24 protein-coding genes, 2 tRNA genes and 1 pseudogene are annotated in these 21,566 nt (G+C 38.1%); 23 read left to right on the top strand and 4 right to left on the bottom strand.

Annotated elements, in window-relative coordinates; genetic code table 11:
* The first annotated feature begins 120 nt into the window (after nt 1-120).
* The 6 genes and pseudogenes from glpK to rpmH all read left to right on the top strand — a co-directional run bounded on the left by glpK (nt 121) and on the right by rpmH (nt 5,100).
* Entirely contained in the window at nt 121-1,632 is a 1,512-nt protein-coding gene (gene glpK, locus ANG_RS01685; protein ID WP_003036512.1) for a glycerol kinase GlpK, read from the top strand.
* 253 nt (nt 1,633-1,885) lie between these two features.
* Nucleotides 1,886-2,245: a ribonuclease P protein component gene (gene rnpA, locus ANG_RS01690; protein WP_025271580.1), complete on the top strand. Its 360-nt coding sequence runs from the start codon at nt 1,886-1,888 to the stop codon at nt 2,243-2,245.
* Entirely contained in the window at nt 2,229-3,044 is an 816-nt protein-coding gene (locus ANG_RS01695; protein WP_003036506.1) for a YidC/Oxa1 family membrane protein insertase, read from the top strand. The genes rnpA and ANG_RS01695 overlap by 17 nt, the downstream gene beginning before the upstream one ends.
* 12 nt (nt 3,045-3,056) lie before the next feature.
* Nucleotides 3,057-4,094: an RNA-binding cell elongation regulator Jag/EloR gene (jag, locus tag ANG_RS01700; protein ID WP_003026480.1), complete on the top strand. Its 1,038-nt coding sequence runs from the start codon at nt 3,057-3,059 to the stop codon at nt 4,092-4,094.
* A gap of 93 nt (nt 4,095-4,187) precedes the next feature.
* Nucleotides 4,188-4,822: pseudogene (locus ANG_RS01705) on the top strand (HI_0552 family protein).
* A 143-nt stretch (nt 4,823-4,965) separates the two neighbouring features.
* Nucleotides 4,966-5,100: a 50S ribosomal protein L34 gene (gene rpmH, locus ANG_RS01710; protein WP_003026476.1), complete on the top strand. Its 135-nt coding sequence runs from the start codon at nt 4,966-4,968 to the stop codon at nt 5,098-5,100.
* A gap of 278 nt (nt 5,101-5,378) precedes the next feature.
* Here the strand turns inward: rpmH and ANG_RS01715 are convergent, their stop codons facing one another.
* Nucleotides 5,379-5,711: a helix-turn-helix transcriptional regulator gene (locus tag ANG_RS01715; protein ID WP_025271581.1), complete on the bottom strand. Its 333-nt coding sequence runs from the start codon at nt 5,709-5,711 to the stop codon at nt 5,379-5,381.
* A 147-nt stretch (nt 5,712-5,858) separates the two neighbouring features.
* Between ANG_RS01715 and ANG_RS01720 the strand changes: the two genes are divergently transcribed.
* Nucleotides 5,859-7,307, top strand: coding sequence for a polysaccharide biosynthesis protein (locus ANG_RS01720; RefSeq protein WP_003036498.1), 1,449 nt, complete (start codon nt 5,859-5,861; stop codon nt 7,305-7,307).
* 35 nt (nt 7,308-7,342) lie between these two features.
* On the opposite strand, the gene ANG_RS01725 is transcribed toward ANG_RS01720, so the two are convergent.
* Nucleotides 7,343-7,786: a hypothetical protein gene (locus tag ANG_RS01725; protein WP_003036577.1), complete on the bottom strand. Its 444-nt coding sequence runs from the start codon at nt 7,784-7,786 to the stop codon at nt 7,343-7,345.
* Between the two features lie 194 nt (nt 7,787-7,980).
* Here ANG_RS01725 and ANG_RS01730 point away from each other — a divergent pair, with 194 nt between their 5' ends.
* The 10 genes from ANG_RS01730 (at nt 7,981) to rsmA (ending at nt 15,811) form a co-directional block, all read left to right on the top strand.
* Nucleotides 7,981-8,355 (top strand): hypothetical protein, encoded by a 375-nt coding sequence (locus ANG_RS01730; protein ID WP_003036537.1) that lies wholly within the window; start codon nt 7,981-7,983, stop codon nt 8,353-8,355.
* A 53-nt stretch (nt 8,356-8,408) separates the two neighbouring features.
* On the top strand, nt 8,409-8,963 hold the full coding sequence (locus ANG_RS01735; RefSeq protein ID WP_003036571.1) for a hypothetical protein: 555 nt from the start codon (nt 8,409-8,411) through the stop codon (nt 8,961-8,963).
* Between the two features lie 247 nt (nt 8,964-9,210).
* Nucleotides 9,211-10,065, top strand: coding sequence for a rolling circle replication-associated protein (locus ANG_RS01740; protein ID WP_003036551.1), 855 nt, complete (start codon nt 9,211-9,213; stop codon nt 10,063-10,065).
* A 48-nt stretch (nt 10,066-10,113) separates the two neighbouring features.
* A complete protein-coding gene (locus ANG_RS01745) occupies nt 10,114-10,323 on the top strand; it encodes a hypothetical protein (RefSeq protein ID WP_003036575.1) in 210 nt (69 codons plus the stop codon).
* A 63-nt stretch (nt 10,324-10,386) separates the two neighbouring features.
* Nucleotides 10,387-11,526, top strand: a complete 1,140-nt coding sequence (locus ANG_RS01750; RefSeq protein ID WP_003036546.1) for a tyrosine-type recombinase/integrase — start codon at nt 10,387-10,389, stop codon at nt 11,524-11,526.
* Between the two features lie 134 nt (nt 11,527-11,660).
* Complete coding sequence (locus tag ANG_RS01755) at nt 11,661-12,437, top strand: TatD family hydrolase (protein WP_003036504.1); 777 nt, start codon at nt 11,661-11,663, stop codon at nt 12,435-12,437.
* Nucleotides 12,437-13,021 carry a ribonuclease M5 gene (gene rnmV / locus ANG_RS01760; RefSeq protein WP_003036541.1) on the top strand — a complete coding sequence of 195 codons (585 nt, stop codon included), beginning with the start codon at nt 12,437-12,439 and terminating at the stop codon, nt 13,019-13,021. The genes ANG_RS01755 and rnmV overlap by 1 nt, the downstream gene beginning before the upstream one ends.
* Before the next feature lies 1 nt (nt 13,022).
* A complete protein-coding gene (locus tag ANG_RS01765; protein WP_003036539.1) occupies nt 13,023-13,877 on the top strand; it encodes an SDR family NAD(P)-dependent oxidoreductase in 855 nt (284 codons plus the stop codon).
* A gap of 323 nt (nt 13,878-14,200) precedes the next feature.
* On the top strand, nt 14,201-14,917 hold the full coding sequence (locus tag ANG_RS01770; protein WP_003036602.1) for a hypothetical protein: 717 nt from the start codon (nt 14,201-14,203) through the stop codon (nt 14,915-14,917).
* A gap of 18 nt (nt 14,918-14,935) precedes the next feature.
* Nucleotides 14,936-15,811, top strand: coding sequence for a 16S rRNA (adenine(1518)-N(6)/adenine(1519)-N(6))-dimethyltransferase RsmA (gene rsmA, locus ANG_RS01775; protein WP_003036597.1), 876 nt, complete (start codon nt 14,936-14,938; stop codon nt 15,809-15,811).
* 59 nt (nt 15,812-15,870) lie between these two features.
* On the opposite strand, the gene ANG_RS01780 is transcribed toward rsmA, so the two are convergent.
* Together ANG_RS01780 and ANG_RS01785 are read right to left on the bottom strand one after the other, a co-directional pair.
* Nucleotides 15,871-15,959 (bottom strand) — tRNA-Ser (locus ANG_RS01780).
* Nucleotides 15,960-16,084: 125 nt separating this feature from the next.
* Nucleotides 16,085-16,167 (bottom strand) — tRNA-Leu (locus ANG_RS01785).
* 110 nt (nt 16,168-16,277) lie between these two features.
* Between ANG_RS01785 and rsgA the strand changes: the two genes are divergently transcribed.
* The 6 genes from rsgA (at nt 16,278) to purR (ending at nt 21,555) form a co-directional block, all read left to right on the top strand.
* Nucleotides 16,278-17,156 (top strand): ribosome small subunit-dependent GTPase A, encoded by an 879-nt coding sequence (gene rsgA / locus ANG_RS01790; protein WP_003036516.1) that lies wholly within the window; start codon nt 16,278-16,280, stop codon nt 17,154-17,156.
* 12 nt (nt 17,157-17,168) lie between these two features.
* On the top strand, nt 17,169-17,828 hold the full coding sequence (rpe, locus tag ANG_RS01795) for a ribulose-phosphate 3-epimerase (RefSeq protein ID WP_003036590.1): 660 nt from the start codon (nt 17,169-17,171) through the stop codon (nt 17,826-17,828).
* Nucleotides 17,821-18,453, top strand: coding sequence for a thiamine diphosphokinase (locus ANG_RS01800; protein ID WP_025271582.1), 633 nt, complete (start codon nt 17,821-17,823; stop codon nt 18,451-18,453). The genes rpe and ANG_RS01800 overlap by 8 nt, the downstream gene beginning before the upstream one ends.
* Before the next feature lies 1 nt (nt 18,454).
* A complete protein-coding gene (locus ANG_RS01805; RefSeq protein ID WP_003036510.1) occupies nt 18,455-19,711 on the top strand; it encodes a DNA recombination protein RmuC in 1,257 nt (418 codons plus the stop codon).
* Nucleotides 19,701-20,645: a 3'-5' exoribonuclease YhaM family protein gene (locus ANG_RS01810; protein ID WP_003036525.1), complete on the top strand. Its 945-nt coding sequence runs from the start codon at nt 19,701-19,703 to the stop codon at nt 20,643-20,645. Before ANG_RS01805 ends, ANG_RS01810 begins: the two co-directional genes overlap by 11 nt.
* Before the next feature lie 91 nt (nt 20,646-20,736).
* On the top strand, nt 20,737-21,555 hold the full coding sequence (purR, locus tag ANG_RS01815; RefSeq protein ID WP_003026455.1) for a pur operon repressor: 819 nt from the start codon (nt 20,737-20,739) through the stop codon (nt 21,553-21,555).
* The last annotated feature ends 11 nt before the right edge of the window (nt 21,556-21,566 follow it).

The raw sequence follows: 21,566 nt of genomic DNA on the forward strand, positions 1-21,566 counted from the left end.
TCGTTTTTATATGCTTGAAACAGAGTTTAAGTGAAATTTTCACAAAAAACAGGAGAAAAGAATAGAAAGAAAGCGCTTTATTGTGTATAATAAAAGCAGAACATACAATGGAGGCGTTTTATGTCACAAGAAACCTATATCATGGCGATTGACCAAGGGACAACCAGCTCACGGGCGATTATTTTCAATAAAAAGGGTGAGAAGGTTGCCACGAGTCAAAAAGAGTTTACTCAGATTTTTCCACAGGCGGGCTGGGTTGAGCACAATGCAAATGAGATTTGGAATTCTGTGCAGTCGGTCATTGCAAATGCTTTTATTGAAAGTGGCATCAAGCCCACAGAGATTGAAGCAATCGGCATTACCAATCAACGGGAGACAACGGTTGTGTGGGATAAAGAAATGGGCTTGCCCATTTACAATGCCATTGTCTGGCAGTCTCGGCAAACAGCTCCTTTAGCAGAAAAGCTCAAGCAAGATGGGTATGTAGATTTCTTTCATCAAAAAACAGGTTTGATCATAGATGCTTATTTCTCTGCGACCAAGGTACGCTGGATTTTAGATCAGGTAGAGGGAGCGCAGGAACGTGCAGAGCGAGGAGAATTGCTCTTTGGTACGATTGATACCTGGTTAGTCTGGAAATTAACGGATGGTGCAGCTCATGTGACTGATTATTCAAATGCAGCGCGGACGATGCTATACAATATCAAAGAGCTCCAATGGGATGATGAGATTTTGTCCTTACTCAACATTCCTAAAGCGATGTTGCCAGAAGTTCGCTCGAATTCAGAAATTTACGGTAAAACAGCACCTTATCATTTTTATGGTGGAGAGGTACCAATTGCAGGAATGGCGGGCGATCAGCAGGCAGCTCTCTTTGGGCAATTAGCATTTGAGCCGGGAATGGTGAAGAATACTTATGGGACAGGCTCTTTCATCATTATGAATACTGGTCAGGAGTGCAATTTATCCAAAAATAATCTTTTGACGACCATTGGTTATGGGATAAATGGCAAAGTGACTTATGCTTTGGAAGGTTCGATTTTTATTGCGGGTAGTGCCATTCAGTGGCTTCGTGACGGTCTTCGTATGATTGCTAGCTCACCTGAGTCTGAGCAATATGCAAAAAAATCCACCAATGAAAATGAAGTATATGTTGTTCCAGCTTTTACAGGGCTTGGAGCGCCTTATTGGGATCCAGAAGCAAGAGGCTCCATTTTTGGCTTGACGCGTGGAACAAGTAAAGAAGATTTCATCAAGGCAACTCTGCAATCCATTGCTTATCAAGTGCGCGATATCATTGACACCATGCAAATGGACACAGGTACAGCTATCCAAGTCCTGAAGGTAGATGGAGGTGCTGCCATGAATGATTTCCTCATGCAGTTCCAAGCAGATATTCTGGGAATTGAGTTAGCGCGTGCGGCAAATTTGGAAACGACAGCTCTTGGAGCAGCTTTTCTGGCAGGTCTTGCGGTCGGCTATTGGAAAGACATGGAAGAACTTAAAACATTAAATGCGGTCGGAGAAACATTCCAACCAACGATGCTAGAAGCAGAGCGCCAAAAATTGTACAAGGGCTGGAAAGCAGCAGTTGCAGCTACGCAATTTTTTGCAAAAGAATCTAGCAAATAGTTGAAAAATATAACTATGAATTACAAGTGTTGGTAATCATTTAGTATAAGATACGAGAAGAGGGATTAGGAGCCAATCTTAGTCGCTCTTTTTTACTTTACTAACTCTTTTAGCATTAAATTTTCAGACTAAGAGTGAATTACATGCGTTTTGTATCAGTTGGATAGAGTAAAATGGTGAATATGCCTGCTCTTATTGGTTTTTTTGAAAATTATGGTATAATAGATATAATTTTGGTAGATGGAGTTGAGTTTTGAAGAAAAGCTATCGCGTCAAGAGCGAGAAAGATTTTAATGCGATTTTCAAAAGTGGGCAAAGTTTTGCCAACAGAAAATTCGTCATTTATACATTAGAAAAGAAGCAAAAACACTTTCGAGTAGGAATATCTGTCAGTAAAAAACTGGGAAATGCAGTAATGCGCAACAAGATTAAGCGCCGTATTCGACACGTTTTGATAGCTCATCAAGCAGAGCTAGCGACGCTTGATTTTGTTGTCATTGCACGAAAAGGTGTAGAATTTCTGACCTATCAAGAATTGGAACAAAATTTACTTCATGTACTAAAAATAGCAAAAATTTATCAGGAAGGTTTGAGTTATGAAAAAGAAAAGTAAGTTGGCGGTGCTTTTAGTTCTGGCTTTGCTTATGCTAACAGCATGTGGAACGAGTGAGGTCACAGCGAGTTCGCCAGATTTATGGGAAAGATTTGTGTATTTCTTCGCCGTAACAATTCGGTTTCTCTCCTTTAATGGAAGTACAGGGATTGGGATTATCCTCTTCACTTTAATTATTCGAACGGTTCTTCTGCCAGTTTTCCAATTGCAGATCAATGCTTCTCGGAAAATGCAGGAAGCCCAGCCGTTAGTGAAAGAATTGCAGGCAAAGTATCCAGGGCGTGATATGGAAAGCCGTAATCGTCTGGCTCAAGAAACACAAAAGCTGTATAAGGAATTAGGAGTAAAACCGTCGGCATCATTTTGGCCCTTGCTCATTCAAATGCCTGTGTTGATTGCCTTGTATCATGCTTTGACGCGTGTAGAATTTCTCAAAGTAGGGCATTTTCTCTGGCTGAATCTGGGTGCGACAGATCCCTATTATATTTTGCCAGTTTTAGCAGCTGTTTTCACCTTTTTGAGTACTTGGTTGAGCAATAAAGGAATGGCGGAACGCAATGGCTTGATGACAGGAATGATGTTTGTCATGCCGCTGTTTGTCTTCTTCTTTGCCATGAGTGTAGCGAGTGGGGTTGCTTTATATTGGAGCACATCGTACGCGTATCAAGTGTTCCAAACGCTTTTACTGAGCAATCCATATAAAATCATTGCAGAGAGAGAAGCGAAAGCGACTGCTGAGCGGGAACGTGAAGAAAAGAAAAAACGTGCTTATCGTAAAGCACAAAAAAAGAAAAAGTAAGGAGGCGCTTGTATGGTATTATTTACAGGAGCGAGTGTTGAAGAAGCCATTCAAAATGGCTTGCGCGAGTTAGATATTCCACGGATGAAAGCACATATCAAAGTGATTTCTCGTGAGAAAAAAGGATTTTTAGGATTATTTGGCAAGAAATTAGCCCAAGTTGATGTGGAACCTATTAACGAAACGACGGTGGTAAAGGCAAATCAAAAGGCTGTCAAAGGTGTTCCGGAAGCAATCAATGCTCAAAACGAACCCGTTAAAAGTGTGAGTGAAGCAACTGTTGACTTAGGACATGTTGTTGCAGCCATTAAAAAAATCGAAGGAGAAGGCAAAGAAATTTCAGATGATGTCAAAGCTGAAATTTTGAAGCACGAAAAAGAAGCCAGCACGATTCTTGAAGAAACAGGCACAATTGACTTATTGAAAGATAGTGACATCGTAAATTTTCAAAAATCGGTCGCTCAAGAAGAAAAGACAACTGACAAGATTATTTCTTTTGACCAGGCTGTAGAAAAGCGCTCGGAAGTCCAACCGATAGCTGAAGAGCCGGCTGATTTTGAAGATTTGGGCATTCAAGTGGAAGAAAATTATGATGTTGAAGAAGTTGTTGCGAGTGTGACGGGCTATGTGCAAAACATCGTGGACGAAATGGATGTTGAAGCTAGTATTGCAAGTGCTCATAATCGTCGGACAATCAATATGCAGATTGATACCAATGAGCCTGGTCGCATTATTGGCTATCACGGAAAAGTGCTGAAAGCTCTTCAATTGTTGGCACAGAATTATCTTTATAATCGCTATTCTAAGAGTTTTTACATTTCTATCAATGTTAATGATTATGTAGAACATCGAGCAGAAGTCCTGCAAAGCTACGCTCAAAAGCTGGCTGATCGTGTGTTGGAATACCAACATAGTCAAAAAACTGATCCTATGTCCAACAATGAGCGAAAAATTATCCATCGAATTATTTCTAAAATGGATGGACTTACTAGCTATTCAGAAGGTGATGAACCGAATCGTTATGTTGTTGTGGATATTGACAGTGAATAATAAACCAAGGACTGAGAAGAATTTCTTTCCAGTCTTTTCTTTCCATTTAGTCCACTATTTGATGTGCTTGAGATTGAGAAGAAAGGAGCTTGCATGTCTATTTTTCCAGCTATTGAAGCTTACTTAGTGTTGCAAGGAAATAAATATATTTCTCCTGATAAAGCGGGAGAATTGAGAGGGACGATGCTTGATTTTAAACAGAAGGGGGGCAGGCTGCCCGAAAGGAATTTGTCGATTTGGTAAAGCAATTTCAAGCATTTTATCCAAAATTAACTCTGGAGTGCAGCAGCAACTGGATGAATCAAGCTCAAATTTTGCGATCCCATTTTTGGAACTACTTGCGTGGTTATGGCAATGTCACAGAACCCATGTTTGCCTTGCGCTTATATGGGAATCCGAAGGAATTTGGAGTGTCGCTAGAAGTTAGTTTTATTGAGCGTAAGAAAGATGAGACCAGTCTGACAAAGCAAAATCGAGTGCTGCAGGTATCAATCACAGATCCAGTTTATTATTTGGCTCAAATAAATGGTGTCAGTCAACGATTTGTTGGAACAGAAGAAAATCGGCAATATTTGACTCGACAAGTAAAAGCAGGGCAAATTCGTAAAGTCTTAGTGAAATACGATGTGGATTTAGCTCAAGCCACTTCAATAGGGTAAGTGCTGAATGAACTCCAAACTGCTATGACAACACTTATTCCTTTCTATGAGGCAACTCGATTGCTTTAAGAGATAGTAATGATGAAGAAGGCGTTTACTTGTAAGGGGCTATTGACAAATGTTGAAGAATCATATAGAATAGTTAAGTATGTTTAGTAACTGATCACATAGCCGGCTAAACGAATACAAGAATCTAAGAGGAGGTATTCAAAGTGAAACGTACTTATCAACCAAGTAAAATCCGTCGTGCGCGCAAACACGGTTTCCGTCATCGTATGGCAACTAAAAACGGTCGTCGCGTGCTTGCTAGCCGTCGTCGTAAAGGACGCAAAGTTTTGGCTGCATAATCCAAACGAATACAAGATGAAGAACCAACGGAAACTCGAGACCGCTGGTTTTTTTGTTAGAGAACAAAAGGACAATCTGCATTTGCTCAAAGATTTTGATATAATAGAAACTGATATAAAGAGGAATGAATGATGAAGATTTTTGATACACATACAACAGACCTGAGTCTGTGATTTTAAAAGGTTTTACAGTTCTTAAGGTGGCAATTAACCAAGAAACTAACCAAAGGAAAGTAAGTGTAGCATGCAAAAAGAGGAATTCGTAAAGAGTTCCTCTTTTAGTCTATGCTTTTTACGATTTCGTTAAACGACGAAATGAGTTTGATTTGTTTATCGTTCGATAAATCAGAAAGGTTATCTACGAGTGTATCAAGAGATACAGAATTATCGGAGAGTGGGAGGGCGAAAAATTCTTCCACCGTCATATCTAAGGCGGTTAGCACTTTTTCAAGTGTTTGAATTTTAAAGTCGTATTTTAAATTTTCAATATTTTGAATAGCCTTAATACCTAAGCCTGCATCGTTTGAAAGTTGTTCTTGGCTTAGCTTCTTTTCTTTGCGACATTCTCTGATTCTGTTAGATATATATTTCTGTAATTGGTTAGCTTTCATTCCTACAATCCTCTTTTGTATCATTTTACTATCCTTTTTGCATGAAATTAAGTACAATAAACAATCTAAAAAATACAAAAAGTGTTGTATAGTGATACTATTTTTGTTAAAATAGATAAAAAACAATACAAGAGGAGGTTTTATAAGATGGATAAAAAAGAATGGATAGAATACTTCGAGGTTATCCATGGACGGAAACCTAAACCTGAGGAGTTTTCACAAGCGTTAAAAAATGGGGAATTTATAGATGATAGGAGCAATAAAAAATCTAATATAGGTAGAAAGAAATATTATTTTGCTTTACTTTTAATGTCTTTCATATCACTGGCGCTGTATGCATATACATGCATTTACTTTGATTCGAGTTTAGCTTTCTTGAACATTATAGAAGGGATTACTGTAGTACCAGCTTCAATTGTGATACTCATTTTTAGTTTAAGAGGGTTGATAAGAACACCAAACCAATTTTTTAAAAGTAAAGTGCTATTTACTTTAGTATTCATATCATTTATGGTGGAATTTACTTTTCGATTTCTACTGAATGGCTTAAGCATATTATCTTGGAGGACAGGTACAGGAATCTTTCTTTTTGAAGCTGTTTTAATGCCATTGCCAATATTTATAATATTCTTTTTATTGTTGCGGATGAAACATTTGGATAAGATAGTTTTTGAAAGTTACTTCAAAAAAATCATAGTCGCTTTATTTATTATCTGTGTAATGTTGCCCATAGGAACAGTAGGATTTATGTATTATAGCTATCAAAATTCTTTTGAACAACAAATGCAAAGAAAAACATGGTTTTCACTGAGAGTAGGAGTGGAGCTAGAGAAGTGGGAATTCACATCTTCGTATGAGCTTCGTAAATCTGGGATTGATAATGAATATGATAATAATGTAGACTATACTGCTTATTCATCTTATTCAAAATTTAAAGAAGAAAATAATATCGTTTTATCTCAGAAAGAAATAATCTCAGATTTTAAAAAAATTTTTAAAGAAATAAAAGATATTAGGATAAAAGATAAAGATTTAAAATTTATCTTATTGCATGATAAAGATAATAATCGTTATAGCATGGTGTTTTTACAACTTAATAGCAATCAAATTTATTATTTATATATAGATGGGAAACAAACAGTACCAGGGATACTATTTACTCCGTATGTGACCAATCTGAGCGGAAATTATAAAATAAACAAAGTGTTCGGGGCTAAAACATCTGATGAAGAGAATAGAAGAAAGATCTCTAATTTTCCTGTATTGGAATTTTCAAATAATAAAGTGATTTCTAATAAAAAAACTAACTACTTAATGAGTTATGAACAGGTAATTTCTTCTTATAATTTAGGGCAAAATAATTCTGAATTAAAATCGAAAGAGGATATTATAGAGTTATTAAAAAACAGGGGATATCAATTAAAGAACACTAACAATATATATGTCCTTGTGGGAAGGTATGGTATTTCACGAAGTTTTTTTATTGTTCCTGTAGAGAACAGAAATATAATTTTTATGGGTTATCTTAGAAATGATAGCTCTAATGAAGAGAACAATATATTGATTCAATTAGAAAAGATTCAATTGAAAGAATGAAAAAATAGGGATTCGCAATGAGTCCCTATTTTCGGTTATTTTATCCATGAAGAATGAAATACATCTTCAGGCAAGTTGGAAGTTAGTTCCACATTTAAATATAGATGCCCGCTTGCGTTTGAAAAGACACTTCCCGTTTGGGCGATTTTTCGTATGAGAGTAATGGGAGCTATAACAGTCTCTAAATGGGATAGCTCATTTTTTATAAAGCTATAACTGATATAGGGCACTATCTCTTCGGGATAGGATTTTACGAAATTATCGAGTTTAGTTACTGCTTTGTAATCAGCTTTATATTGTGGACTTTCTTTATCAGAAAATTGCTTAGCCAAAGGATAGATAAGTAAATCTGCTTCACCTTCTTTATGTGCAAGAATATATCCTGATTCATCTAAGAGTTCATATCCTTCAAATTCTAGCGTTGCTTTTGTAATTGATAAGCATAAGTCTTTAACTGTTTTTCTTGATAGCTTAGCCATTGGATTCTCCTTGTTATTTATGTCTATAGAAATATTATAACACAAGAAACAAAAAATAGAAATAAATTCTTGACAACATAAAAATTTAGTGATATAATCTTTTTAGAATCTAAAAAATAAATTAGATTCTATCAAAATATTTTTTCAGAAACTATTTTATGTATTAGTTTCTGGCAACTAAAAGGAGGACTGCTATGTCTCTAAAAAATCTATCTCACTTCACTGCATTTAATGCACCACTGTTTCTTTCTCGCAAAGAACTTCGCTTCATTTCTGCTGCTTCGTGGGTAGAGAAAACTGAGTCTGGTTCTAAGGTTGAAAAAGGTGTAAAGGTAGGGCTACTTATCTTTGTTGATGATAGTGACTATCTTAACGAAAAAGATAACCTTGGGGAACAGCTTGTTGTAAAAGTCCCATTCGCTTCTCTTGATGATTTCGCAGATTTTCAACCAATGATCACAATCTGTGAGATTACAGACATCGAAAAAGCTACTGTTTACGGTGAATATCGTAATCAGTTGTCAATCACTGCAAAAGTTGTTAAAGCTGACGATATTGTCGAGTTGTAAAGTAGTCAGATATATCGTTTATCTGACTACCCTAATTTGAAGGAGGTTTTGAAATGCCATCTATTTTAGAAGAATTACCTATAAAAGCTTTGAAGGCTGTTGGTAAAGGTTTTCAATTTTGTAGAAAAAAATTAGAGGAATATAATGCAAAAATGCTAGAAAAAGAAAAACAGAGGAGATGGGCTGTCTTTCTTGAACAGACTCAGCATGAACTAATGAAGTTGGTAAAAGAGCAAATCAAAGCTGATCAATTTGATTATACGACACGACCAGTTTTTGAAAAGCAAGAAATTGTTCACAATAATGGGGGTAGGTCAGTTCAGATGGTGCATGTAGCAGATGAGATAGTTCCAATTTGTTATGGTTATGATAGTGGAGATTTTCAAGCAGATTGTATTGTATTTAGCTTTACTCTATTTGGTGAGTTAGATTCTGATATTTTGCTCAAAATGAAAGAAAAATGGGTCTATTATCTAAAAATAAGTGGGTTGCATGGTACTGCTGACACTTATAAAAAAGATGATTTACGTCGTTTAGTGTTTATCATCTATGAAAAAAGAAATGAGCGGGCAGTTAAAAGCGATTTGTTTCGCTTGAAGAATCCATAATTGTGTGATACGAGAATTAAATTCTATCTTTATGCTGCGAAAGTTTTTTGATGATAGGCTGAGATAACTTAGGCTGGTTGGGGCGGCACGGTCGAACTATGTTCGTTCGTGCCGACACAATCAGTTTAATCATCTTAGGGAACCTGTTGTCAATAAAACCGTGGAATAAATTAGAATTTAATGATTACAATTTTGACGCTCTTAACTTGATAAGCGTCAAACAAAAGCACAAGAAGATAGAGGTCACATGTCAGAAATTGGGAGCAACAAACTAGTAAAGTCTTATATTTACGGAGATACAGTTGAAATGACTACAGCTAACGGAAAGCAAAAACAGACTATCAAGGTGATTTCAGGGAAACGTTATGTAAACCTGGAGACGGGAGAAATTCATAATATGGATACTTCTAATAGTAGTCGTCTTGATAATTTGAAGTCAACAAAGCAAACTATGAAAAAACTGCGTCGCTTGGTTGCTCATAATTTTTCAGGTGGTGGCGATAATCAGCTATGGCTTACATTTACCTATCGTGAACATGTGATTGATCCTGTTCAAGTCTATAAAGATTTTAAGGCATTTATGCGACGCTTGCGTAGTAAGTATGGTCATGTAGAATATATTGCCGTGATTGAGCCACAAGAGAGCGGACGGTGGCATTTACATGTGCTTATGAAGAATGAAACGACTCTCTCTATCCCTAATGATGTAGTTGCTACTATGTGGGGTAAAGGTTTTACAAAGACCAAACGATTGAGAAGGGCTGATAAGGTTGGAAATTACTTGATAGCTTATCTATCTAATTTGCAGATAGGTGATAAAGATTCACAGAGTAAAGCAACCGTTAAGGGAGCGAGACTATACATGTATCCAAAAGGGATTCGTATTTATAGAACCAGTCGTGGGATAGAAAAGCCTTTGGAAATCACAACAACAAAGGGGGAACTTATGGAGACTTATAAAATTAATAGTCCACCGAATTTTTCACGTACTACAAAATATGAAACTCCTTACGGCATAAAAGAATACACAACGGAGTTTTACGATAATGTAAAAAGCCTGTCAGATACTTATTGCGGAGCAACTGACAAGCCAAATGAGTGACAAAAGAAAAACTTTTATCATCTCTATTATAGCAGAAGAAGAGGTATTATGGAACATTTATACAAAACAAAGAAAGGGATTTCAGAATTATTTGACATTCCTTTAAAGACATTAAATAATGATTTGACTGAGATGAGGCGAATTGAGCAGTTTCAAGATTTTATTTTGAAGCCTTCTCATAAGAGGGTTTATATAAGTATTGAGGGATATGAGCGTTTTTTGCAATATAAACAAAAGAAGTATGAGGAAGCTATGTAGTTATGTTATAATTAAGCTATGCTACATAGCTTTCCTTTATTTATGATGATAAAAGGAGAGATGATGTTTTATAAAGAGTTAGATAATGGCAAATACCGTTATTATGAGAAGTTTTATGATGATCGTGATAAAAAGTGGAAACAGGTGACTGTTACTTTGAAATCAAAATCTAGAGTTTCTCAAGCAGAAGCAAAACGGCGATTAGCAACTAAGATAGATAAAATTCTTACAACACCGACAAAAGAAGAGCTGAAACAACAAAAATATGAAGCGACTACGTTTAGTCAGCTGTTGGCAGAATGGAAAACTATTCGAGCTAGTGAAATTAAACCGTCAAGTTTCAGAAGTGAAATGAAATGTCTGCAATTTTTTGCTGATGCGGTAGGAGATTTGAAGTTATCAGAATACACTACCCAGCAAATACAGAGCTACCTAATGAGTTTAAATGTTGAAAATTCTACAAGGAAAAATCGAAAGATTTATCTTAATGGTATCTTTGGCTATGCTGAGAAGGTCGGATATATCACCAAGAGTCCTGTCAAAAATGTAGTAATTCCTAAGCAGAAGGCTGACTATGAAAAACTCAAAAAGGCTAAGGAACATTTTATCAGTAAAGAAGAGTTAGGAAAAGTTTTATCGTATTGCGAAAGTCATAATAAAGATAGACGCTATACGTTAGCGATGGAGTTCATTTTTTTAACAGGTCTTCGCTTTGCTGAATTTATCGGTGTTCGCTATCAAGATATAGATTTTAAAAATTGCTTTTTGAAGATTGACCATACGATTGATTATGTAGCTCACAAGTACGATGAGCGAGTGCTTCAAACTACTAAGACGGTAGGTTCTGTTAGAACGATAATTCTAAGTGAGCGTTGTATAGAGATTGTTTCATATTTTCGTGAGCATTGTCGTGATGAAGAGTTTGTTTTTGTCACAGAGCAAGGAAATATTATGAGACAACCTTTATTATACAAATTCATCAAGAATAGTTGCGATACAGTCTTAGGTGAAGTAAAAACCTATAATATCCATATGCTCCGACATTCCCATATTAGTTTACTTGCTGAACTAGGATTGCCTATTAAAGCGATTATGGAGCGTGTAGGTCACCGAGATGAGTCCATTACTTTACAGGTATATAGCCATGTTACTGAAAATATCCAAGATGAAGTAAGAACTAAACTTAATCAAATTCACCTGTAAAAGACTAACCAAAAAACTAACCATGAATTAACCAAAGCGGTGAGAAACAATAGGAAATATAGGGGAATATGGAAAATTAAAAGCCTGTATTTACAATGGTTAGAGAAGCATAGGGAAGAAGGAGGAAATAAAGTTTGAAAATTTTTGATACACATACACACCTTAACGTGGATAATTTTGCAGGAAAAGAAGCTGAAGAAATTGCTTTTGCACGCGAGTTAGGTGTCACAAAGATGAATATTGTGGGATTTGATGCAGAAACCATTGAAAAGTCGCTTGCGCTGTCTCGTCAATATGATGAGCTTTACAGTACGATTGGCTGGCATCCGACAGAGGCCGGTTCTTACACGCAGGAAGTGGAGGACATGCTTGTCAGTCATTTGCATGATCCCAAAGTTATTGCCCTTGGTGAAATTGGATTGGATTATCATTGGATGACAGCACCGAAAGAGACGCAAGAGCGAGTTTTTCGACGGCAGATTCAATTGTCAAAAGATCTTGACTTACCTTTTGTAGTGCACACTCGTGATGCCTTGGACGACACATATGAGATTATTAAAAGTGAAGGTGTAGGTTCATGTGGCGGCATTATGCACTCTTATTCAGGCTCTTTGGAAATGGCTCAGCGTTTTGTAGATCTTGGTATGATGATTTCATTTTCGGGTGTGGTCACGTTTAAGAAGACCGTAGATGTGCAGGAAGCTGCGCAAAATCTCCCTTTGGACAAAATCCTAGTTGAAACGGATGCACCTTACTTAGCTCCTGTTCCCAAGCGTGGGCGTGAAAACCGGACGGCTTATACTCGCTATGTTGTAGACAAGATTGCAGAGCTGCGCGGTCTTACGACCGAAGAAGTCGCACAAGCAACCTATGAAAATGCATTACGAATATTTAATTTGAAAGAAGATTGATGAAAGAAAAAATTTCTCAGGTTCTCGTTGTGGAAGGTCGGGACGATACGGCCAATCTCAAGCGGTATTTTGATGTAGAAACTTATGAAACGAGAGGGTCTGCGATTGGCCAAGAAGACATTCAGCGCATTAAATATCTCCATAACCTGCACGGAGTGATTGTGTTTACTGATCCAGACGTCAATGGTGAGCGAATCCGTAGAATGATTATGACGGTCATCCCTGGTGTTCAACATGCTTTTTTAAGGCGTGCTGAGGCAGTTCCTAAGTCTAAAAGTAAAGGGAAGTCATTAGGCATTGAGCATGCTTCTTATGAAGATTTGAAGACTGCTCTTTCGCAGGTGACTAAGAATTTTGAAAAAACGACTGATTTTGACATTACGCGTTCGGATTTGATTCGCTTAGGTTTTCTGGCAGGCAGTGATAGCCGCAAGCGCCGTGAATTTTTAGGAGAAGAACTCCGAATTGGCTACTCAAATGGGAAACAATTGCTCAAACGTTTGGAATTGTTTGGGATAAGTTTAGCAGAAGTTGAAAAAGTAATGACGCATTATCAAGAAAGTAAAAATGGAGGAGTAAAATAATATGAAAAAATGTATCATAACGGGTGGAAATAGCGGGATAGGTTATCAAGCGGCTAGGAAGTTGGCTGATAAAGGTTGGCAGGTTACGATTTTTTGTCGTAGTAAAGAGAGAGCTGAGAAAGCTTGTAAGACAATTGTCAGTGAAACTGGCAATTCTCATGTGAGTTACGTACTAGCAGACCTTTCTGATTTGACGAGTACCAAAGCGGCTGTTGAAAATTATATCCAGACTCAAGGAGCGCTTGATGTCTTGATAAATAATGCTGCTGACTTTGATTTATCAATCAAGCAACCAATTTTAACCAAAGATGGGTTGGAAAAGCAGTTCGCAACCAATGTTGCAGCACCTTTTTTACTGTCGCAGTCTCTTATGCCTTTACTGAAAAAATCTGATAGTGGTCGTATTCTTAATATTTCATCGCAAGGTTTACAAGCCTATCCTTTTATTAAACTGAATTTTGATAATCTAAAGAGAGAACAATCCTATAGCCCTTCAAAAACTTATTACCAAAACAAATTAGCGCTTCTGATGCTATCATTAGCGATGAGAGCAAGGAACAAAGACGTTAAAATTCAGGCTATCAGAGTACCTAGTGTGAAGGTGGATATGAAGCGTTATAGTCACCTTTCTTCCTTCATGAAAAATCTATATAAACTAAAATCTCGTTTCTCAATTTCACCTGAAGAAATGGCACAAACCTATGTTGCTCTCGCTACAGAAGACAATTATAATGGTTTTTTATACAATGAAAAATGCCAAGAGGTCAAAGCCAGTCGCTCAGCTTATGATCAAGAAGCGCAAGAGAAACTCTACCGAATTTTGACGCAACTAACAACAGAGAAAACCGGAGAATGATAATCGAATATTATAGCGTTTAGTACGTTTTTTTAAAGCATGATGAGTGGTAAGGGGGATTTACCTGGCGATAATATGTCAACTTTGATATTTACAAAAGATTATGTTTGAAGTGCTTGACAGTGATGATGACTGATGTCACTAATGAAACATTATGCGCTATTGGTTTCGCAGGAAGTTGATGTCCAAAAATATCGTGGATTCTGAGTTGAAGAATTCCGCATGGGCTATTCAAATGAGAAACAATTGCTCAAACGGCTGGAATTATTGAGATTATATTGACAGATGTTGAAATGGAATGAAAAAATATGAAAGGAAGCGAGATGGCAAATAGAAGCTATATTTATTTAAAAAACGGAGATGAGGCACATGTTTTAGCGGAGGGAATTTATACGATTCCTTATTTCTGGCAACTATTTTGGGGTGAAGAAGAGCTGCAGGCAGCTATTGCTCTATGGAAAAAAGCAGAAGAGCTTGAAAAAGAAGATAAAGAGAAGGCAGAAGAATTTTATCGGACACAGGATACGGGGATTGCTCTTTCTGATGAAAACTTTCATCAGAATGCTCGTCACAATCGCTCCTTTTTAGAGCAGCATGCTCCACAGACTTTGCAACTGTACGATGACTTTGTGTGTTACATTACTGCAAATATCAAAGAGGGCGATACGCTAGGATTTGACGTTTTAGAAATTATTTCTATGAATGAGTTGTCTATTGCTTCTGACAAACTTTTAAAAAATGTCCGTGCTATTCAGCAAAATCAACCGAAAGATTTGGATTTTTCTTTAACAGATAAAGATTTGCTTGGGATAGCTATGGGTTTCCCAGATGATTATGCTTCAGACATGTTGCCAGTAGATAATATTCTAAATTCGGTTGCCTACCAAGATGAGTTGAAGAAAGGTAAAAATCAAAAAAACAAGCAAATGACTGATGTGACTGAATCTACTTCAACAGAAACTAAACGCCGTATTCATCCGGCATTTTGGATTTTGCTTGTGCTGGGAATTATGCGAATTTTATATATTTTATTCAGATAACAGATAGAAAAGAGATTTATGAGAATTGCGGATTATAGTGTGACGCGGGCTGTGCTTGAGCGTCATGGCTTTACTTTTAAAAAATCGTTCGGTCAGAATTTCTTGACTGATACCAATATTTTACAAAAAATTGTGGACACAGCTGAGATTGATGAGAATGTTAATGTTATCGAAATCGGACCAGGCATCGGGGCACTGACTGAGTTTTTGGCGGAAAATGCAGCCGAAGTCATGGCTTTTGAAATTGATGATCGCTTGGTGCCGATTTTGGCAGATACTCTGCGGGATTTTGACAATGTGCGCGTGGTCAATGAAGATATTCTTAAGTCAGACTTGCAAGCCCGAATCAAGGAATTTGCTAATCCAAATCTTCCTATCAAAGTGGTGGCCAACCTGCCCTACTATATTACCACTCCTATCCTCATGCACTTGATTGAGAGTGGCATTCCTTTTAGTGAATTTGTCGTGATGATGCAGCGAGAAGTGGCTGATCGTATCTCGGCGCAGCCCAATAGTAAATCTTATGGCAGTTTGTCAATAGCGGTGCAGTATTATATGACCGCAAAGGTTGCTTTTATCGTACCACGGACGGTCTTTGTTCCCGCTCCAAATGTGGATTCGGCTATCCTCAAGATGGTCCGCAGAGACCAGCCAGCAGTTGGGGTCAAGGATGAAGCTTTCTTCTTCAAAGTCTCAAAAGCTAGTTTTACCCACCGCCGGAAAACCCTCTGGAATAATCTGACCAGTTATTTTGGGAGGTCTAATGAAGTCAAAACAAAGCTAGAGTCCGCTTTGGACAATGCTGAGTTATCTCCAAGTGTACGAGGAGAAGCGCTTGATTTGCAAGAATTTGCGCATTTAGCAGACAGCTTATATGATGAAGGATTCAGATAAGTTGGATAATATTGTAAACAAAAAGCCTTACTAAGTTCATTTTAGTGAGGCTTTTTATAAGGAAAGGACGGGATTTGAACCCGCGCATGAATAAAATCCATTTGCCGGATTTCGAGTCCGGTGCCGTACCAAGCTGGGCCACCTTTCCAAAATTTAGAATAAGCAATTTTTGAATGGGCTCGATAGCAGCATTCAAAATAGGCTATTTCGTTTTAGGCGAGAAAGTAAAGCGCAGCATAAGCTGCAATACCAAAACACCTAACAAAATAAAAATGCGGAAAAAGGGATTTGAACCCTCACGTCCGAATGGACACATGCGCCTGAAGCATGCGCGTCTGCCGTTCCGCCATTTCCGCTCGGTATCTATTATACCACATTAGAAACGTTTTTCATCATTTTTTTGCACTAAAAAGCAAAATACTTGTTTTTTTGATATAATGAACTTATTAAGGTTAAAGGAGTTCATTTGAAAGGAATAATTGTGAAAGCCTTGGCTGGCTTCTATTATGTAGAGTCAGAAGGCAAGGTGTATCAGACCAGAGCTAGAGGAAATTTCCGCAAGAAAGGACAAACTCCCTATGTGGGGGATGAGGTCGAATTTTCTGCTGAGAAAGATTCTGAAGGATACATTTTAAAAATAGCAGATCGAAAAAACAGTCTGGTACGCCCACCTATTGTTAATATCGATCAGGCTGTCGTGATAATGAGTGCCAAAGAGCCAGATTTTAATCCCAATCTTTTGGATCGGTTCTTAGTTCTTTTGGAGCAGAAAGCCATTCATCCGATTATTTATATCAGTAAATTGGATTTGTTGGAGGACGACAAAGAGCTAGATGCTTTCCTTGATGTTTACCAAGCGATTGGTTATGATACTGCCAAAGCAGTCACAGAACTGTTGCCATTTTTGACAAGTAAAAAGACGGTTTTCATGGGGCAGACAGGAGTTGGCAAATCCACTTTGCTCAATAAAATCGCACCAGATTTGCAATTAGAAACAGGTGAGATTTCAGAGAGTCTAGGTCGCGGTCGTCATACGACACGAGCTGTCAGCTTTTACAATCTTAATGGAGGAAAAATTGCGGATACTCCGGGATTTTCTTCCTTGGATTACGAAGTGGACAATGCGGAGGATTTAAACCAAGCATTTCCTGAAATTGCTGAAGTCAGTCGTGACTGTAAATTCCGGACCTGTACTCATACGCATGAACCGAATTGTGCGGTGAAACCTGCGGTTGAAAATGGAACAATTGCAGACTTTCGATTTGAAGATTACCTGCAATTTTTGAGTGAAATTGAACATCGTCGTGAAACCTATAAAAAAGTAGCTAAGAAGCAACCTAAGTGAGGAGGAAGCTAAATGAAATCTTATAAAATTGCACCGTCTATTTTAAGTGCAGACTATGCTAATTTTGAATCAGAATTGAAAAAATTAGAAGCCACAGGGGCAGATTACGCTCATATTGATATTATGGACGGACATTTTGTACCCAATATCAGCTTCGGTGCGGGTGTGGTAGCGAGCATGCGACCATATAGTAAGTTGGTGTTTGATTGTCATCTCATGGTCTCCAATCCAGAACACCATATTGAAGATTTTGCTCGTGCGGGTGCAGATATTATCAGTATCCATGCTGAAGCAACGCCGCATATTCACGGAGCTTTGCAAAAGATTCGGGCAGCTGGTGTCAAGGCAAGTGTTGTTATCAATCCGGGAACGCCCGTTGAAGCGGTGAAAAATGTTTTGAATTTGGTTGATCAAGTCTTGGTTATGACTGTTAATCCAGGCTTCGGTGGGCAAGCTTTTCTACCAGAAACAATGGATAAAGTACGCGAATTAGTCGTTTTGAGAGAAGTGAACCAACTAGACTTTGATATTGAAGTAGACGGTGGTATTGATGATGGAACCATTCGCATTGCCAAAGAAGCCGGTGCTAATGTCTTTGTGGCAGGTAGTTACGTGTTCAAAGGTGATGTCGCTCATCAGGTTCAAACCTTGAAAGAAGCATTGCATGACTAAAATTGCTCTCTTTGCTGGTGGGACGATAGATAGCTTTCAAATGGATTTTGACCTCTTTATCGGAGTAGATAGGGGAAGCCTGCTTCTCATTGAACAAGGTATTTGTCCAGACCTAGCGGTCGGTGATTTTGATTCCGTTTCGGAGAAAGAGTTGGCTTTGATTTGTTCTCAATCTAAAGAGGTACTTCAAGCACAACCTGAAAAAGACGATACGGATTTGGAGTTAGCGGTTAAAGCTGCTTTTGCACGTTATCCACAGGCGCAAGTGACTATTTTTGGTGCTTTTGGCGGGCGCTTGGATCATACTTTGGCAAATATTTTCTTGCCGAGCGATCTAGAAATCACGCCTTATATGCAACAAATTCGGCTTTGTAGTGCGCAAAATGAGCTCAGCTATTGTCCTCAAGGGCGTCACGAGATAAAGCCAGTAGCTGGTATGAATTATCTAGCCTTTATGCCTGCGGACGATAGCCGGTTGAGCATTGAAGGAGCCAAATATCCTTTAAACGAATCCAATTATTTTTTCAAAAAAGTGTATGCTTCTAACGAATTTATAGATGAGCCCGTTTTTTTAGAGTGCCAATCAGGTTATGTTATTGTCATTTATAGCAAAGACAGGAGTTAGTATGGAGTTTGTAATCATCCTCTTATTGTTGGGAAATCTTATTGTGACCTTTCTTTTGTGGCAAAAGAATCAGCAACAGACAGACCAAGCGAAGAAGATTTTTGAAGATCAAGCCGATCAATTATCTGATCAGTTGGACTACCGTTTTGAGCAGGAGCGGCAGCAAAGCCTTCTAGTACAGCAACAGCTGGAATTGGCTCTGGGAGATCGTTTGGGTGAGGTGCGTACGGATTTACATCGGAATTTAACGGAAATGCGTTTAGAAATAAGTGAAAATCTAACCCAAAATCGTGATAAGACAGATGAACGAATGCGCCAAATTCAAGAGTCAAATGACCACCGTTTAGAACAAATGCGCCAAACGGTGGAAGAAAAATTAGAGAAGACACTGCAAACAAGATTGCAAGCTTCCTTTGAAACGGTCTCAAAACAATTAGAGTCGGTCAATCGCGGTTTAGGAGAAATGCAAAATGTAGCGCGTGATGTGGGCACTCTAAACAAGGTGCTCTCCAATACTAAAACGCGCGGGATTTTAGGCGAATTGCAGCTTGGTCAAATCATTGAAGACATTTTGACACCGAGCCAGTATGAGCGTGAGTTTGCCACGGTTCCAGGCTCTAGTGAACGTGTAGAGTATGCAATTAAATTACCGGGACAAGTGGAAAAAGATTACATCTATTTACCAATTGATTCCAAGTTTCCTCTGGCAGACTACTATCGCTTAGAGGATGCTTACGAGTCAGGAAACAAAGACGAGATTGATTTATACCGCAAGTCTTTGCTAGCTAGCGTCAAACGTTTTGCCAAAGACATTAAGAAAAAATATCTGGCACCTCCTGCAACCACGAATTTTGGAGTGATGTTTTTGCCAACCGAAGGGCTTTATTCAGAGGTTGTTCGCAATCCAGAATTCTTTGACAATTTGCGTCGGGATGAGCAGATTGTGGTGGCAGGGCCGTCTACACTATCTGCTTTGCTTAATTCGCTTTCGGTCGGTTTTAAAACGCTCAATATTCAAAGAAGTGCAGATGACATCAGCAAGGTTCTGGGCAATGTCAAATCAGAATTTAATAAATTTGGTGGTATTTTGCTCAAGGCACAAAAACATTTGCAACATGCATCTGGCAATATTGATGAATTGCTGACGCGAAGAACTAATGCTATCGAGAGGACTTTGCGTCATGTTGAAATTTCGGATAAGTCGGCCTTAGATGGTCTATTAGATTTTCAAGATGAAGAGGAAGAATATGAAGATTAACCAAATGAAAAAAGATGAGCTATTTGAAGGATTTTATCTCATCAAATCTGCTGAACTTCGTCAAACAAGGGCAGGGAAAAACTATTTGGCATTCACCTTTCAAGATGACACTGGAACGATTGAAGGGAAATTGTGGGATGCACAACCGCACAATGTGGAAGAATTTACTGCTGGAAAAGTCATCCATATGCAAGGGCGCAGAGAAGTATATAACAATACTCCGCAAGTGAATCAAATTACACTACGTCTGCCAAAAGTTGGTGAGCCAAACAATCCAGCTGATTTTAAAGAAAAGCCGCCAGTTGATGTCCAAGAACTACGTGAATATCTGTCACAAATGATCTTCAAAATTGAAAACCCAATTTGGCAGCGTGTGGTGCGAGCTTTGTATGCTAAATACGATAAAGAATTTTATTCTTATCCTGCTGCTAAAACGAATCATCATGCTTTTGAAGCAGGACTTGCTTTTCATACAGCTACAATGGTGCGGTTGGCAAATGCCATTGGTGAGATTTACCCGCAATTAAATAAGAGCTTGCTCTATGCAGGAATTATGCTCCATGATTTAGCAAAGGTGCTGGAATTGACAGGCCCAGAGCAAACAGAATACACTGTTCGAGGCAATCTCATCGGACACATCGCTTTGATTGATGAAGAAATAACAAAGGTGTTGGCAGAATTAAAAATTGACGACACTAGAGAAGATGTCATTATTCTCCGTCATGTTTTGCTAAGTCATCACGGTTTGTTGGAATACGGTAGTCCAGTGCGTCCGAAAATCATGGAAGCTGAAATTATCCACATGATTGATAATTTAGATGCGGAAATGATGATGATGACTTCGGCTCTAGCCTTGGTTGGCAAGGGTGAGATGACCAATCGAATCTTTGCTATGGACAATCGCTCTTTCTATAAGCCTAATTTTGATAAGTAAAAAGCGAAAAACGAATGTTATTGCAAAAATAATGTTCGTTTTTTGGGCTGATTATGATATAATGAAGAAAATAAAATAAATTGGTGAAAAAATGAAATTAAGAAGAAGTGAGCGCATGGTAGTCATTTCTAACTACCTAATCAATCATCCGTACGAATTAACAAGTCTCAATACATTTGCTGAGAAGTATGAGTCCGCAAAATCTTCCATTTCCGAAGATATTGTCATTATCAAACGTGCTTTTGAAGAAATGGAAATCGGGCATATCGAAACCATTACAGGAGCAGGAGGAGGCGTTATTTTTACTCCTTCTATCTCGGATAAAGAAGCTAGAGCAATGGTGGAAGACCTCCGCACGAAATTGTCTGAAAGCAATCGAATTTTACCCGGTGGCTACATTTACTTATCGGATTTGCTGAGTACGCCTTCTATTTTAAACAACATTGGACGCATTATTGCCAAGACGTTTCGAAATCAAAAAATTGATGCCGTAATGACTGTTGCCACAAAAGGAGTACCGTTGGCAAATGCAGTGGCAAATGTGTTAAATGTTCCATTTGTCATTGTGCGCCGCGACTTGAAAATCACAGAGGGCTCAACGGTTAGCGTCAATTATGTTTCAGGTTCAAGTGGTGACCGTATTGAAAAGATGTTCTTGTCGAAACGCAGCCTGAAAGCTGGAAGCCGTGTGTTAATCGTAGATGATTTCTTAAAAGGCGGCGGAACAGTCAATGGCATGATTAGTCTTTTACGAGAATTTGATTCGGAATTGGCTGGTGTAGCAGTCTTTGCGGAAAATGCACAGACAGAACGCGAACATTTGGATTACAAATCATTGTTGAAAGTGACAGCTATTGATGTGAAGTCCAACAAAATCAGCGTAGAAGTTGGCAATATTTTTGACAAATAGATGAGGTGAAA

Origin of the sequence: Streptococcus anginosus subsp. whileyi MAS624 (genome assembly GCF_000478925.1) — a bacterium.
In the GTDB taxonomy this organism is placed as follows: domain Bacteria; phylum Bacillota; class Bacilli; order Lactobacillales; family Streptococcaceae; genus Streptococcus; species Streptococcus whileyi.

Bases quoted from the DNA above. Each gene is read 5' to 3' on its own strand.
- glpK (WP_003036512.1), top strand. From the start codon at position 121: ATGTCACAAGAAACCTATATCATGGCGATTGACCAAGGGACAACCAGC.
- ANG_RS01695 (WP_003036506.1), top strand. From the start codon at position 2,229: ATGAAAAAGAAAAGTAAGTTGGCGGTGCTTTTAGTTCTGGCTTTGCTT.
- jag (WP_003026480.1), top strand. From the start codon at position 3,057: ATGGTATTATTTACAGGAGCGAGTGTTGAAGAAGCCATTCAAAATGGC.
- ANG_RS01715 (WP_025271581.1), bottom strand. From the start codon at position 5,711: ATGAAAGCTAACCAATTACAGAAATATATATCTAACAGAATCAGAGAA.
- ANG_RS01720 (WP_003036498.1), top strand. From the start codon at position 5,859: ATGGATAAAAAAGAATGGATAGAATACTTCGAGGTTATCCATGGACGG.
- ANG_RS01725 (WP_003036577.1), bottom strand. From the start codon at position 7,786: ATGGCTAAGCTATCAAGAAAAACAGTTAAAGACTTATGCTTATCAATT.
- ANG_RS01730 (WP_003036537.1), top strand. From the start codon at position 7,981: ATGTCTCTAAAAAATCTATCTCACTTCACTGCATTTAATGCACCACTG.
- ANG_RS01735 (WP_003036571.1), top strand. From the start codon at position 8,409: ATGCCATCTATTTTAGAAGAATTACCTATAAAAGCTTTGAAGGCTGTT.
- ANG_RS01740 (WP_003036551.1), top strand. From the start codon at position 9,211: ATGTCAGAAATTGGGAGCAACAAACTAGTAAAGTCTTATATTTACGGA.
- ANG_RS01745 (WP_003036575.1), top strand. From the start codon at position 10,114: ATGGAACATTTATACAAAACAAAGAAAGGGATTTCAGAATTATTTGAC.
- ANG_RS01750 (WP_003036546.1), top strand. From the start codon at position 10,387: ATGTTTTATAAAGAGTTAGATAATGGCAAATACCGTTATTATGAGAAG.
- rnmV (WP_003036541.1), top strand. From the start codon at position 12,437: ATGAAAGAAAAAATTTCTCAGGTTCTCGTTGTGGAAGGTCGGGACGAT.
- ANG_RS01765 (WP_003036539.1), top strand. From the start codon at position 13,023: ATGAAAAAATGTATCATAACGGGTGGAAATAGCGGGATAGGTTATCAA.
- ANG_RS01770 (WP_003036602.1), top strand. From the start codon at position 14,201: ATGGCAAATAGAAGCTATATTTATTTAAAAAACGGAGATGAGGCACAT.
- rsmA (WP_003036597.1), top strand. From the start codon at position 14,936: ATGAGAATTGCGGATTATAGTGTGACGCGGGCTGTGCTTGAGCGTCAT.
- rpe (WP_003036590.1), top strand. From the start codon at position 17,169: ATGAAATCTTATAAAATTGCACCGTCTATTTTAAGTGCAGACTATGCT.
- ANG_RS01800 (WP_025271582.1), top strand. From the start codon at position 17,821: ATGACTAAAATTGCTCTCTTTGCTGGTGGGACGATAGATAGCTTTCAA.
- ANG_RS01805 (WP_003036510.1), top strand. From the start codon at position 18,455: ATGGAGTTTGTAATCATCCTCTTATTGTTGGGAAATCTTATTGTGACC.
- ANG_RS01810 (WP_003036525.1), top strand. From the start codon at position 19,701: ATGAAGATTAACCAAATGAAAAAAGATGAGCTATTTGAAGGATTTTAT.
- purR (WP_003026455.1), top strand. From the start codon at position 20,737: ATGAAATTAAGAAGAAGTGAGCGCATGGTAGTCATTTCTAACTACCTA.